Annotated in this window: 8 protein-coding genes and 1 pseudogene; 4 read left to right on the top strand and 5 right to left on the bottom strand. The window is 71.9% G+C overall.

Annotated features, from left to right (window positions below; all coding sequences use genetic code 11):
- Positions 1–3 precede the first annotated feature (3 nt).
- The 4 genes from sbnB to ACZ53K_RS23125 all read right to left on the bottom strand — a co-directional run bounded on the left by sbnB (position 4) and on the right by ACZ53K_RS23125 (position 8,220).
- On the bottom strand, positions 4–1,104 hold the full coding sequence (sbnB, locus tag ACZ53K_RS23140) for a 2,3-diaminopropionate biosynthesis protein SbnB (protein ID WP_468839730.1): 1,101 nt from the start codon (positions 1,102–1,104) through the stop codon (positions 4–6).
- Entirely contained in the window at positions 1,101–2,105 is a 1,005-nt protein-coding gene (locus ACZ53K_RS23135) for a TauD/TfdA family dioxygenase (RefSeq protein WP_468839728.1), read from the bottom strand. The genes sbnB and ACZ53K_RS23135 overlap by 4 nt, the downstream gene beginning before the upstream one ends.
- Positions 2,106–2,243: 138 nt before the next feature.
- Positions 2,244–5,525 carry a non-ribosomal peptide synthetase gene (locus ACZ53K_RS23130; protein WP_468839725.1) on the bottom strand — a complete coding sequence of 1,094 codons (3,282 nt, stop codon included), beginning with the start codon at positions 5,523–5,525 and terminating at the stop codon, positions 2,244–2,246.
- 16 nt (positions 5,526–5,541) lie between these two features.
- Complete coding sequence (locus tag ACZ53K_RS23125; protein ID WP_468839722.1) at positions 5,542–8,220, bottom strand: Pls/PosA family non-ribosomal peptide synthetase; 2,679 nt, start codon at positions 8,218–8,220, stop codon at positions 5,542–5,544.
- A gap of 364 nt (positions 8,221–8,584) precedes the next feature.
- On the opposite strand from ACZ53K_RS23125, the gene ACZ53K_RS23120 reads away from it, so the two are divergent.
- From ACZ53K_RS23120 to ACZ53K_RS23105, 4 genes and pseudogenes are all read left to right on the top strand, one after another.
- Positions 8,585–11,335: an ATP-binding protein gene (locus ACZ53K_RS23120; protein ID WP_468839719.1), complete on the top strand. Its 2,751-nt coding sequence runs from the start codon at positions 8,585–8,587 to the stop codon at positions 11,333–11,335.
- A 172-nt stretch (positions 11,336–11,507) separates the two neighbouring features.
- Positions 11,508–11,678: pseudogene (locus ACZ53K_RS23115) on the top strand (pyridoxamine 5'-phosphate oxidase family protein); the annotation flags it as partial.
- Between the two features lie 322 nt (positions 11,679–12,000).
- Entirely contained in the window at positions 12,001–12,177 is a 177-nt protein-coding gene (locus ACZ53K_RS23110) for a hypothetical protein (RefSeq protein WP_468839716.1), read from the top strand.
- A gap of 104 nt (positions 12,178–12,281) precedes the next feature.
- Positions 12,282–12,440 carry a hypothetical protein gene (locus tag ACZ53K_RS23105; protein WP_468839714.1) on the top strand — a complete coding sequence of 53 codons (159 nt, stop codon included), beginning with the start codon at positions 12,282–12,284 and terminating at the stop codon, positions 12,438–12,440.
- 122 nt (positions 12,441–12,562) lie between these two features.
- Here ACZ53K_RS23105 and ACZ53K_RS23100 read toward each other — a convergent pair whose 3' ends face one another.
- A complete protein-coding gene (locus ACZ53K_RS23100) occupies positions 12,563–14,008 on the bottom strand; it encodes a glyceraldehyde-3-phosphate dehydrogenase (protein ID WP_468839711.1) in 1,446 nt (481 codons plus the stop codon).
- Positions 14,009–14,284: the final 276 nt, after the last annotated feature.

The raw sequence follows: 14,284 nt of genomic DNA, 5'->3' as shown, positions 1-14,284 counted from the left end.
CGTTCATCCGTACCGGCGTAATTCGTGGAAGAAGCCGTCGATGAGGTGCAGGCCGCCGGAGCGGGCCACTTCCTCGTGGACGAAGGCGCCCACGGCCAGGTCGAGCACCCCCAGTCCGAAGGGCGAGAAGACCACCGTCCGGTCCCCGGGTACGCGCACCCGGCCGGCCAGCACGTCCGCCAGCGTCCCGGTCAGGAAGTCACGGCGGCCGGTGAGCTGTTCGGCCAGGTGGGGTGAGGTGCCGGCCTTCAGGCAGTGGTCCACGTCGTCGACGATGTTGGCCGCGCCGAGCACGATCTCCGGGGCCAGGTCGCGCAGCGATATGTGCAGCACCAGCGGGTGGTGGGCGAACCACGACGGGTCGCTGACGTGCGGCCGGGCGGCGACGGTGGCGAAGACGACGAGATCGCTCGTGCGGATCAGCTCTCCGGGGTCGGTGTGCAGGGTGACGCGGGCCGGGGCGGTGGCCGGTGTCTGCCGCGGGTTCTCCTCCGCCGCGGTCTCCAGGTACGTACGGAAGCCGGCCGCGCTGTCGGCCGACACGTCGTACAGCCCGATCGTGTCGAACCGCCAGCCGGTGGCGGCGAGGAAGGTGTGGATGTAGCGGGCGATCAGGCCGGTGCCGAAGAAGCCGACGTGCCGGGGGCGCGGCCGGCCGTGGCTGAGCCGGTCGGCTGCCGCTGCCGCGGAGGCCGCGGTCCTGGTGGCGCTGATGATCGAGCTCTCCAGGCAGGCGTACGGGTACCCGGTGGCGTGGTCGTTGAGGATCAGTACGGCGGAGGCCCGGGGAAGGCCCGCGGCCACGTTCCGCGGAAAGCTGGAGATCCACTTCAGGCCGTCCACCGGTGTGGGCCCGCCGAGGGAGGCGGGCAGCGCGATGATGCGGGAGTCCGGGCGGTCGGGGAAGCGCAGGAAGAAGGACGGCGGGTTGACCGTGTCTCCGGCGCCGTGCCGCCGGTAGGTGGCTTCGACCAGCTGGACGATCTGCCGTTCGCGGCCTCGCAGGGCGTGCTGCACCTGGGCGCCGGAGATCACCGCGAAGGGCGGCACGGTGTGCGGCCGGTCCGGTCCTGCCGTGGTCCCGGTGGGTCGGGCGAGGGTCATGACGCGATCACCTCCGTTCCGGGGACGTGGGCGGTCAGGTGCACCGCGTCGGTCATCCCCACTAGCACCTCGCGCTGTCCTTCGTAGGACTCCCTGCTGTGTGCCGTACGGACGTTGTCGACGAGCATCAGGTCGCCCGCCTGCCACGGCTCGCGCGCGGTGTGGGCTTCGTAGACGGTGTTGAGGAGCTGTACGACGTCCTCGCCGATCGGGTCGCCGCCGCCGTAGCTGGTGTTGAATGGCAGCGCGTCCGCGCCGTACACGTCGGTCAGGTACTCGCGCACCTCGGGGTCCATCGTCCATGCGCTGAGGAAGGCGATCTGGTTGAACCAGCAGCGGCGGCCGGTGACCGGGTGGCGTGTCACGGCGCCGCGCCGCTGACGGGTGCGCAGGCCGCCATCGGGCTGCCAGGCGAAGTCGATGGCGTGGCCGCGGCAGTAGCGTTCGACGGTGCGGCGGTCGTCGGTGCCGAACGCCTCGGTGAGGGAGGCGCCGATCTCGTCGTTGTAGTTCCTGGTGAGCAGCCAGCCCTCGTGGGCGAAACGTTCGGCCAGCTCGGCGGGCAGCGCGTCCAGGACGGCCGCCGCGTCGGCGACCGCGGTGGCGCCGCCGCTGTCCGGTGCGCTGAGACAGGCGAAGAGCAGCAGGCCGGGGGCGGCGAGGGTGTAACTGAGTTCATGGTGCATGCACATCGGCTGGTAGGACGGCCATTTCGCGGAGGAGTACACGCCGTCGGCGTACTCCCGCCGGGGCGCGAAGGCCTCCCGCTCCGTGAGCAGGCCGGTGGCCAGGTGCCGGAAGACGGCACCGGTCTGGTCGGCGTCGCGCAGCCCGAGGCCGCGCACCAGGACCGCGCCGTGTTCGACGGCAAGGGCGCGCAGGGTGTCCCGGTACCCGGCGGCCCAGCTCGCCGCGTCGCCGGTCGGTTCGGCCAGGAGGACCGGGGGTGTGCCCGGTAGCAGGTTCAGATCGAGCGGCGGGGTGGCGGGCGAGCGGGGCATGGGAGGCCCTTTCGGTCGGGGTGTCGGGCGGCAGGTCGCTTCGGGATCTCCGGAGAGGTCCGGGGCCCATCGGGAAGGGGCCTTTCGGGAGGTCTCGGGGCCCTTTGGAAAGCCGCGGGGGCTTCGGGATCCATCGGTTCAGGACGGCGCGAGGAGTTCGACGGCGCGCAGGACCGCACGCGCCGTATCGGCCGGCCGGGTGCGCGGGAAGTAGTGGCCTCCGGTCGTGAGGGCGTACAGGTCGATGTGCTCGGCCAGCAGTCCCCAGTCGCGGTACCGGCACCGGAAGCGCGTGGTGCGCGGGTCGTCGGCGGCGACGACGGCGGTGACCGGGGTGGTCAGCCGTACGACGGGGGAAGCGGCCAGGGCGTCCGTGAAGTAGTCGTGTGCGGCGAGGCGGTCGCGTCGGCAGAGGGCGCCGAGGCGTTCGCCGTAGGGGGCCGGACGGAACGAATCGGTACGGCCGCCGCCCTCCGCGATGAGACCGTCGGCGATCTCGGCGTCGCTCCGTCCCGCCAGTTCGCCGACGGCGGTGTGCCCGCCGTGGCTGTCGCCCGGCAGTCGCGCGGCGATGAACAGCCGCCGGGCCGCCGTACCGCGTGCCTCCAGTTGCCTGGCCGCCTCCACGGCGTACGCGGCTCCCGAGGAGTGGCCCCACAGCAGTGGCCCGGTCAGGCCGCACCGGTCGATTTCGGCGACGATCTGTTCGGCGGCCTGCTGGACGAGCCGCGCCGGTGGCACGGACGGGCCGGCCACAGCTGCCGCGTCGGGACCGGGCAGTTCGACTCCGTAGACGGCTCGTCCGCTCCCGCGCAGCGCGTCGGCCAGCGGCTGGAAGGCCGCCGCGTCGCCGCCTGCCCAGGGGAAGCACACCAGGGCACCGTCGTGCGCGCCCTCCGGTCCGGCCAGCCGGTGCAGCAGCTCCGTACGCGGCTGGTCCCTGCCGTCGAGTACGGCGGCCAGGTCGGCGAGTACCGGGTGCCGGGTGACGTCCTTGAGGGAGACCGCGCGGTCCAGGCTGATCGCCAGTTTCACCGCGGCCAGCGAGGTGCCTCCCCGGTCGAAGAAGTGGTCCAGGCGGCCGATGCGGTGCCGCGGTATGCCGAGTGTCGCGGCCCACGCGGTGGCGAGCCGCCGTTCGGCGGGCGTCCTGGGGGTGTGGCGGTGCCCGTCCGCGTCGTCGAGTTCGGTGGCGAGTGCGGCGAGGGCCTTGCGGTCGATCTTGCTGTTGGCGGTCAGGGGCAGCGTGCCGCCACGCCATTGGAAGGCCGACGGCACCATGTACGCGGGCAGTGACCGTGCCAGCCGGCTGCGCAGCGCGTCGGCCGCGAGGGCCCGCGGACCGCAGTAGAACGCCACCAGGCGGGCGCCCTGGCCGGTCCGTTCGGTGACGATCACGGCGCCGTCGCGCACGCCGGGCACGCGCAGCAGGGCGTTCTCGACCTCGCCGAGCTCGATCCGGAAGCCCCGCACCTTGACCTGGGCGTCCCGGCGGCCGAGGAACTCCAGTTTGCCGTCGGGCCGCCAGCGCCCGACGTCACCGCCCTGGTAGAGGCGTTGACCCGGGCGGTGCGGGTCGGTGCCGAAGCAGGCGCGGGTGCGTTCGGGATCGTTGACGTAGCCGCGGCCGACGCAGACGCCGGAGAAGACGATCGCGCCGGGCGCGCCGAGCGGAACCGGTGCCAGGTGCTCGTCGACGACGTACTGGCGTACGTTGCCGACGGGCGGGCCCAGCGGGACCCGGGCCCCGTCGGGGGCGCGGCGCATGACCTCGTGGTGGGTGTCGTCCGAGGTCTCGGTCAGTCCGTACGCGTTGACCAGGGCGGTTCCGGGCCGGACGGCGAACCAGCGCTGTGCCAGCTCCGTCCTCAGCGCTTCGCCGGTCGCGGACACGTACCGCAGGTCGGGCAGGTCGCGCGGGTTGCGCTCCAGGTAGGACACGACGGCTTCCAGGTAGGACGGTACGAGCTGGAGCACGTTCACCCGGCCCTCGGCGATCCGGTCGACGAACCGGGGGACGTCCAGGATCGTCTCCTGGTCGACCAGGAGGGTCCGGCCGCCGACGAGGAGCCCGGCGATCAGCTGCCACAGCGAGATGTCGAAGCACTGGGGCGCGGTCTGCGCGACCACCTGGCCCGCGCCGATCTCCAGGTCGTCGATCTTGGCGTAGAGGTGGTTGAGCAGGCCCGCGTGCTCGCACATCGCGCCCTTGGGCTCGCCGGTGGAGCCGGAGGTGAAGTAGATGTAGGCCAGTTGGCCGGCCGGGACGCCGATGCCGAGGTTGTCCGCGGCGTCGGCGTGGTGCTGCTCGGCGTACGCCGTGTCGACGGCCAGGCAGCGCACCTCGGGCAGGGTCTTCAGGGCCTGGTCGAGGGTGGTGGTACTGCCGTGCTCGGTCAGGACGAGGGCGCAGCCGGCCCGGGAGAGGGTGGTGGCGATGCGGTCGGCGGGGAAGTGCGGCTCGATGGGCAGATAGGCGCCGCCTGCTTTGAGGACGGCGAGGACGGCGGCCAGCCAGTCGAGGTTCCGCTCGGTGACCACCGCGACGACACCTTCGCGGCGCAGGCCACGGACCAGCAGCGCCCGGCCGAGCTGGTTGGCGCGGGCGTTGAGCTGCCCGTACGTCCAGCTCCGGTCGCCCTGGACGGCCGCGACGGTGTCGGGGTGGGCCGCCGCCCGCTGTTCGAACAGTTCGTGTGCGCGGTGGTCCGGCAGGTCCCGGCGAGGTCCGGCGAGTTCTTCGAGCTGGTGGCGGAGTTCGCCGGCGGAGAGCAGGCTCTGCCGGGCGTGCTCGGTGTGCGGGTCGGCGGCGAGCAGGGTGAGGGCGGTGAGGTGGTAACCGGCGATCCTGGCGGCGCACTCCGCGTCCAGCGCGGCGGTGCGATGGCGCAGCCGCAGGGTGAGGCGCTCGTCGCGCAGGCTGTAACCCGTCGACAGGACGACGCCCTCGGGGAGCCCGCGACCGGCGTCGTGCGGATCGAAGGTCACCTCGAACAGCGGGCCCTCCCGTCCCAGTTGCCGGGCCAGCTCGTCGACCCGGAAGTCCTGGTGCGCCAGCAGCCGCGACTCGGCCCGGCGGGTGTGCAGCACCAGGGCCCGCCACGAGCCGGGGGCGGCCGTCAGTCGGCAGGGCAGCGGCTGTCCGCCCGCCATGGCGGCGTAACCGGTCGTGACCTCCGGTTCGCCGGTCAGCGCGGCGAGCACCTTGACGTGTGCCGCCAGCAGTACGGAGCGGAGCGGCACGGCCAGTTCGTCCGCGGCGCTCCGCAATGCCGTGACGAGGCCGGCCGGGACCGTTTCCCGGTGCTCGGCCACGCCCGGCACGGGGTGGTGCGTCCACCGGGGAACGGCGGTGAAGCCGCCGCCGTCGAGCACCCCGCGCCAGAACTCGCGGTCGGCTTCCTCTGCTGCCGTTGCCATCGCTCTTCCTCCGCTCTCAGTCCGTGCCCTCGGGGTGGTGCGCTGCCGGTGAACCGCCCGGCGGGGCGGGTGCGGCGGCCTCGCAAGGGTGCCGGGCGGCCAGGGCCCGGGGGGCCGGCATCTCCCTGGCGGGGTTGCCGCCCCACCGTGCGTGCGGGGGCATGTCCTCGCCCTTCATCAGGAAGGAGTCGGGCCCGAGCGCCGCGCCGTCGCCCAGCGTGACGCCGTAGTGGACGAGGGCTCCGATGCCGAGGGTGCAGCCGGCGCCGACGGTGGTGCGGTCGGATTTGAAGGTGCCGTCCTCCTGCGAGTGGCACTGGATGGTGCTGCCCACGTTGAGCGTGCAGTGGTCCCCGATGGTGACGAGGGAGCGTTCCGGCATGTCGCAGCCGTCGTCGTACAGCCGCCGTCCGAGCCGGACGCCCAGCGCCCGCCAGAACAGGCTCTTGAACGGGGTGCCGTTCAGGAAGCGCAGGGGCATCGCGTGAAGCTTCCAGAAACGTTCGTGCCGCCAGAAGTACGGCGTGTAGATCGAGCAGTACCGCGGCGTCTGGCGCCGGAACCCGGTGACGGCGCGTTCGACGCCCACCGAGTACGTGACGGAGAACAGCAGCGCGAGGACGGACACCGACGCGATCGCAGCCGCCCCGAACGTGTGGTACAGGTCGGCGGCGGCCCAGCCGAGCAGGGTGAGGACGTAGACCTGCGCCCACCGGGCCAGCAGGAACAGGCCCATCGTACGGAGGTTGTAGGCGTTCTTGGCGGCCAGCCGGCGCCGGAGCGCGTCCCCCTCCCGCAGGTGGTCGAAGGCGGTGTCCCGCTCGACGGACCGCGGGATCTCGAAGCAGGGCGAGCCGAGGAGGCCCACGCCTTCCCGCACGGGTCCGTCGAGGGGCACCGCGACCTTCGTCGCGAGGAGGCAGTTGTCGCCCGTGCGGCCCCCGGGCGGGTAGCAGACGGTGTTGCCGAGGAAGTTGTGCGGCCCGATCGTGACGCGGGAGAGCCGGAAGGAGGTCCGGGAGTAGTCCGCGTTCATGAGCGACAGGCCGTCGGCGATCATCGTTCCGCTGCCGACGGAGCTGAGGTACGGGGATTCGTGCTGCACGCCGGTGCCGAAGTTCGACCCCGTCTGCTCGACGCGGGAGAGGTCGTACCCGAGGCGTCCCAGGTAGCCGACGATGCAGGAACTGTCGCCGAAGAGCGTCGTGAAGAACTTGACGTTGGTCAGCCGCGCGATCGTGCGGTGCAGCGAGTAGTGCAGGCCGTACAGCCGGTATGTCCGGCCCGGTTCGATGGCGAGATGGAGCAGCCGGGGCACCGTGAACACCACGAGGAGGCCGGCGACCAGCAGGCCGAAGAAGAGCATCGCCGAGGCGGCCAGGGCCTCGCCGTAGAAGGACCAGCTCGTGAGGGCCAGCGCTCCCGGGTCCAGGAGTGCCGCGAGCTGCGGCACTTCGGCGAGCACCATGCCCAGGCCGCCGATCGCCAGCGGAAGGTACACGAGCAGGGTGGTCAACAGCTGGAGGGCGGCGTAGGTGACGCGCGGTGTGCCGCGGCCGGTGGCCGCGTCGGGCGTCCGGTGGCCGGTCTCCGTGCGCTGTGCGGGCGAGCCGTGCCAGTGCTCCCCGGCGGGCACGGCCTGATCCGTGTGGAGGGAGGAGGCGTGGCCCAGCCGGGCCCCGTCGCCCAGCGACGTACCGATGTCGAGCACCGTCGCCTCACTGACAAGCACGTCCGAGCCGAGGACGACCGTGCCGGTCCGGATCACACCCCCGTCGGCCCGGTAGCAGGTGAAGTACGCGTCCTTGCGGATGACCGTGCCGTCCCCGACGGTGAGCAGGTCGGTGCAGACGGGCACGTGCTTGGACAGGATCGTGACGTCCCGCCCGATCGTCGCGCCCAGCGCCCTGAGGTAGCCGACGTAGAGCGGTGAGCCGGTGAAGAGGACCAGCGGGTTGGCCTGGACCAGCGTCCGGACGACCCAGAACCGGAAGTACGCCAGGCTCCAGATACGTATCTCCCGCTGCGTCCACCGCCCGACGAGCACCCACTTGGCCAGGACCGGGAAGGCGCACAGCCCGGCGAAGCCCACGACTCCGAAGAGGACGGCCCGTACGTAGATGCCGCCGGCGTTCGGCGCGGCGGAGATCCAGTCGTAACCGTGGGCGGTGACGACGGCGGCGAGGTAGGAGTAGCCGAGGAACGTCAGGAGTTGCAGGGTGCCGCAGAGGACGTACGCGGGTGTGCCGACCGGGCGCGGGGGCGTCGGTGCGGCCGCGGCCGGGTCCCGAGGCGAGGGTGCGGCGGGGGTGCGGGGCGGGTCCGGGGGCGGTTCTGGGGGCGGTTCTGGGGTGGTGTCGACGAGCGCCGCCGCCAGGCTGGTGACCGTCGGGTACCGGTAGATGTCCCGCATGGACACCGACGGAAGGCCGGCGTGTTTCCTGACCCGGGCGCAGAAATGGGCCATGACCAGCGAGTCGGCACCCAGGTCGGTGAAGAAGTGGGCGTCGGCCGGGACGCGTTCGACGCGGAGGACGTCTGCCAGCACCCCGGCGAGGACGGCGGCGGAGGCGGCCGGATCGGCCGGGGCCGTTGTCACGGCTGTTTCCGCTGCGGTGACCGGTCCGGCCGACTCGGCTGACCCGGCTGCTTCGGCTGCTTCGGCTGGTGGTGCCTCGACGGATTTTCCCACCACGTGAGCTCCTCGGAGTGACGGCGTGGCTCGGTTCCGGACCCCCGGTGGATCGGGCCCCTCGCCCAACTGGGCGTGAACGGGCGGGTAACACCGTGAAAATTCACGTAACACCCGGGAGGACCACCACCGACCGGGCCGTGTGGCGGAGGCCGTACACCGTAGTGGCGCTACGACCTCGGCGCCCGTACCGCCGCTCCGGTCCCCGCCGCACCGGTGGTGCCGCACGGCTCACCCGCCGCCCGCCGGTCCCCATCGCCGTACACGACGCGCAGGTCGGACCCGTTACCGGCAGATGACGAAACCGCTTTCGGTTGTTTCACCGCCCGGCGCGAACCTATTCTCGCGAGCGGGGGGTGGCGCTTCGATGCGCCGCTGGGTTGGAGCGTCGAAGATGGTGTCGGCCGGAGGACCGAGGGAACTGCCCGCGCCGCTGACGACCTTTGTCGGCCGCCGCTGGGAAGCCGCCGGGGTCTGCGCGCGTCTGGAACGGAACCGGCTGGTCACGCTGACCGGCGCCGGCGGGGCCGGCAAGAGCCGGCTGGCCATCGAGGTGGCCACGAGTCTCGCGTCCCACTACCGGGACGGGGCGCGCTTCGTGGAACTGGCGGGTTTGAGCGAGCCGTTGCTGCTCGCCCACGCCGTCGCGGCCGGCCTCGACGTACAGGAACAGGCGGGCCGAACGCTGCCGGACGTCCTGACGGAGCGGCTCCGCGACAAGGTCATGCTGCTGGTGCTGGACTGCTGCGAGCATCTCGTGGAAGCGGTCGCGCAGCTCGTCCTGCCGCTGCTCTCCGCCTGCCGCAACTTACGGGTCATGGCGACGAGCCGGGAGCGCCTCGGCATCCCCGGCGAAGCCCTCTGGCCGGTCACGGGGCTCGCCACACCCCCCGCGCAGACCGGCGGGGACGACGTCATGGAGTACGACGCGGTGCGCCTGTTCGCGGACCGGGCCGCGGCGGTGGATCCGGGTTTCGCGGTCACCGAGGCGAACGGGGCGGCGGTGGCGGAGATCTGCCGCAAGCTGGACGGTCTGCCGCTGGCCATCGAACTGGCCGCGGCGCGCACGAACGCGCTCGACGCCGACCAGCTCAGCAGGTGGCTGGACGACCGGTTCCGGCTCCTGGCGTGGGAGACCCGGGCGCCGCTGCGCCGCCACCGGACCCTGGACAGTGTCGTCGAGTGGAGCTACGACCTGCTCAGCGAGCCCGAACGCACCCTGTTCGAGCGGCTGTCGGTGTTCGCGGGCGCCTTCACCCTGGACGCCGTCGAGGCCGTGGCCGCGGAGGAGGCCGGCACCGCCTGCCTCGGGGACCTGCTCCCGCGGCTCGTCGACAAGTCGCTGGTGACGGTCGTCCCCCAGCGCTCCCCGGCCCGCTACCGGCTGCTGGAGACCCTGCGCGCGTACGGGCTCGCCCGGCTGCGGCAGCGGGGCGGCCTCACCGCACTGTCCGCGCAGCACGCCGCGTACTTCCACCACCTTGCCGAACAGGCCTGGGAACGGTTCCGCGGCCCGCACCAAGCCGTGTGGCTGGACCGGCTCAAGGCCGAGCGCGACGACCTGCGTGCCGCCCTCGAATGGCTCATGACCTCCCGCGACGTCGACGGCGCGGTCCGTATGGCCGGAGCCCTCGCGTCCTTCTGGGACCTGCAAGGGCGCTACGCCGAGGGCCGTGTCTGGCTCGAACGGGCCCTGGGCGCCGACCACGGCGCCGCCGCCAAGGGCCGCGTACGGGCGCTGAACGGGCTGGGGCTGCTCGCGGTGATCCAGGGGGACCTGGAACGCGCCTGGCTCTCGTGTTCCGAGGCCGAGCACCTGTCACGGCGCGACGGCGATCTGCCGGGGCTGGTGTGCTCCCTGCAGTACCTCGGCTTCGGCGCGCTGCTGGTCGGGAATCCGGACAGTGCGGTGGAGACGCTGGGCGAATCGCTGAAGGCCGCCCTGAAGACCGACGAGCCGTGGCTGGTGGGCTGGTCGTACCTCTTCCTGGCCATGGTGGAGGTCACCCGGAGCGACTTCGCGCAGGCGGAACACCACGGCAGGACCGCGTTCCGCCTGCTGTGCGAGGCCGGGGAGCCGAAGAGCATCGCCTGGGCCGAACTCACCCTGGCCACCGCTTCGTGGGGCCTGGGTGACGTGCAGGACGCGCGGGCCCGTACGGGCGAGGCGCTGCGGCTGTTCCACAAGCTCGACGCCCCGTGGGGGCTGGCCGAGGTCTTCCAGATCACGGCCATGCTGGCCATGTCCCGCCACCACTACGAGCAGGCCGCCGCGCTGTTCGGCGCGTCGGACACGGCCCGGAAGAAGTCCGGCGCCGCGCTGCTGTCCTTCCTCAAGGGCTGGCGGGCGGCGGGCATCGCCAAGACCCGTACGGAGATGGGCGACCAGCGGTTCGAGGAGGCACGCGACCACGGGCGGCAGTGGGCGCTGGAGACCGCCGTACTGGCCACCGCGGCGGAACTCGGTACGGTCCCGCCGCTTTTGCCGCCCGCTCCGGCGGCACCGCCCCGCGCACCCGCGTCCCCCGCCCCGCCGCCGCAGCAGGCTTCGCTGCGCAGGACGGGTGACTACTGGGCGCTCTCCCACGACGGTCGTGTCGTCCATCTCAAGCACACGGTGGGGCTGGGCTACCTGGCCCGGCTGCTCGCCGAACCCGGCCGGGAGTTCCTGGCACGAGAACTGGCCGCGGCAGACCGCGGTACGGCACGCGGCGGTCCTGCCGTACCGGAGGGACCGGCGTCCCCGGGAACGGGTGACGCCGGCCCGGCCCTCGACGCCCGGGCCAAGGCCGCGTACCGCAGGCGGCTGCGCGAGCTGGCCGAGGAACTGGACGAGGCGGAACGTTTCCACGACACCGGCCGCGCCGAACAGGCCCGGGTCGAACTCGACGCGGTGACCGAACAGCTCGCCGGCGCCGTCGGCCTCGGCGGCCGCGACCGCCGGACCGCGTCCGACGGCGAGCGGGCCCGGCTGAGCGTCACCAAGGCCCTGAAGGCGGCGGTGAAACGCATCTCCGTCCACCACCCCGTGCTGGGGCTGCATCTGGAGCGCAGCGTACGGACGGGTGCGTACTGCTCGTACGCGCCGGACCCCGCCACCCGGATCGGCTGGGAGTAGCCCACGGACCGTAACGACTGCCACACGGCCCCCGCCAGGCACTCAAGAGCACGGGAACACCGCTTCCGCCCGCCCTCGCCCCTCTCCGGAGCCCCCTGCTGCCGACCACCGCCCAGGGCCCGTCCCCCCCCCACCCTCTCCAGCGCTATCGGGTCCACCGCCGACCGCGCGCAGGGCCCGTATCCTCACCGACGCGCCGTTCTGCGACGCCATGACCGTCAAAGGGCGGCGCCCCGCCCTCGCCCTGCTACTCGACATCGACGAGATATACCGCCACTGCGCCCTGTCCCTGCGCCGCGCCGGCCTGTGGCAGCCGAAAACCTGGGCCGCTTCCTCCGACTGAGCGGACGTCTGCGCAGGTCCGCCGGTGCGTGGCCGAAAGGTGACGGCCCACCAGGGGGGTATCACTCGCCGCAGGGTCACCCTTGGGGCGGTCGGCACCGTAACGGACTCCAGAGGAACGCGCGACGCCGTTTTCCCGGTACGCCACGCCGTTTCCGGACATTCTCTGAATAACGGCGTGGCGATGTTGGAATAGGTGTACTCGGTCTGGGCGCGGGGTGGTGTGGTGCGGGCCGAGGAGCTGTCATGTATTGCAGCCGGTGTGGTGCTCAGGTGATTCAGGGACCCGATGGCGGATGGTCGTGCAACTGTGGAGCGTCCGGATGACAGAAGCTGAACCAGGCCCGGGCGGCGCGGGCATCGGGGAGACGGCCGGGCGGTGGCCGGAGTACTTCACCACCGCGCCGTGCCCACGCTGCCAGACGGCCAACGACGGACTGAACGGCCGCTTCGCATGCGATGCCTGCGGCTACGCGTACTCCTTCCAGTTACCGACGTGAACAACAGGCCGGTCCCGGCCCGGGCAGGCCGTGCGTCCGCGCGACGGGTGCACGGCCGTACCGCGCTCGCGGTACGGAGGGCCGGTGCCGGGTAGGAGATGTATGTGGAATATGTGGTGGTGTTGCTGCTCGCCTCGGTGCTCATCGGCGGGATCGTGCTCTTCGTCATAGAGGCGGGCGTACGGCGCACGCGGTCCATGGCCGCGCGCGACGATCAGGAGATCAGCGAGTTGCGCCGTCGCTACGGCGAGGGCCGCTGGTAGACCCGCCCGGGCGACCGGGCGTTCCGCCGGGGTGACAGCCGGCGGGCGGCGGCGGGAGAGCGGTCCGGGCACCTTCCGGGGCCGGCTGCCGCCCCTCCGCCGCCCATGGCGGTGCTACCGGATCAGGCCACCGGAGCCGGGTACGTCGGGTACTCCACTCCCGAGACGTACTGGACGACACGGATGACCTGGCACGAGTAGCCGAACTCGTTGTCGTACCAGAGGTAGAGGATCGCGTTGTCGCCTTCGACCTTGGTGGCGCCGGCGTCGACGATCGAGGCGTGGCGCGAGCCGATGAAGTCGTTCGAGACCGCGTCCGGGGCGCTGGTGAAGTCGATCTGACGCCGCAGCGGCGAGGTCAGCGACACGTCGCGGAGGTGGTCGAGGACCTCGTCGCGGCTGGTCTCGCGGGCGAGCTGGAGGTTGAGGATCGCGATCGAGACGTCCGGCACCGGGACCCGGATCGAGCTGCCGGTGATCTTCGCCTGGAGGTCGGGCAGCGCCTTGGCGACGGCGGAGGCGGCACCGGTCTCGGTGATGACCATGTTGAGCGGCGCCGAGCGGCCGCGGCGGTCGGCCTTGTGGTAATTGTCCAGCAGGTTCTGGTCATTGGTGAACGAGTGGACGGTCTCGACGTGGCCGCGCAGCACACCGAACTCGTCGTCCATCGCCTTCAGCGGCGGGACGATGGCGTTGGTGGTGCAGGACGCGCAGGACAGGATCCGCTCGTCCGGCTTGATGGTGTCGTGGTTGACGCCGTGCACGATGTTCGGGACGTCACCCTTGCCCGGCGCGGTCAGGACGACCTTGTCGACGCCGGGGCGCAGGTGCTCCGACAGCCCCTGGCGGTCGCGCCACTTGCCCGTGTTGTCGATGAGGATGGCGTCCTTGATGCCGTACGCCGTGTAGTCCACCTCGGACGGGTCGTTGGCATAGATCACCTTGATCTCGTTGCCGTTGGCGATGATGGTGCTGTTCGCCTCGTCGACGGTGATGGTGCCCTGGAACTGACCGTGGATGGAGTCGCGCCGCAGCAGCGAGGCGCGCTTGACGAGATCCTGCTCGCCGCCCCCGCGGACGACGATGGCGCGCAGCCGCAGGCCGTTGCCGGAGCCGGCCTTCTCGATGAGCAGGCGGGCGACGAGGCGGCCGATGCGGCCGAAGCCGTAGAGGACGACGTCGCGCCCCTCACGGCACTCGATCTTGTTGGTCCCCGTGGCGCCCGCGACGGCCTCGGCGGTGAACTCCGCCGTCGACAGGCCGCGGTCGTCGGCCTTGTACGTCTCGGCGAGCCGGCCGATGTCGATCTGGGAGGGGCCGAGGTCGAGGGCGGTGAGGGCCTGCAGGAACGGGAACGTCTCGGTGATCGAGAGTTCCTCGCCGGCTATCTGGCGCGCGAATCGGTGGGTCTTCAGGATGCTGACCACCGACTTGTTCACCAGGGAGCGGCTGTGGAGCAGGATCGTGACGTCCCGCTCCCGGTGCAGCTTCCCGATGATCGGGATCATCGACTCCGCGATCTCCTCGCGGTTCTTCCAGTTTGTGAACGAGTCCTCGTTGACAGTCACAGGTCCATCTTTCGAGCTAGGCGGTGCTCAGATGCTAACCCCACCGCTCTTTCGTTGTTCACGGGGTGTGGGGTAGGCAACGCCGACCCGGTGGCCGATTAGGCAGGCTCATGACAATTTAGCTCGACAAATGGACCGATTTGCCGGATGCCGGCACCGAGCGTGGGGGGGGGGGGGGGGGGGAGGGAAGGGGGGGAGGAAGGGGGGGGGGGGGGGGGGGGGGGGGGGGGGGGGGGGGGGGGGGGGGGGGGGGTAAGGGAAAAGGCGAGGGGAAAG

It is taken from the genome of Streptomyces sp. NPDC033221, from assembly GCF_055577005.1.
The sequence above is the reverse complement of the archived record's forward strand: the minus strand, read 5'-3'. Positions and strand labels throughout refer to the sequence as shown.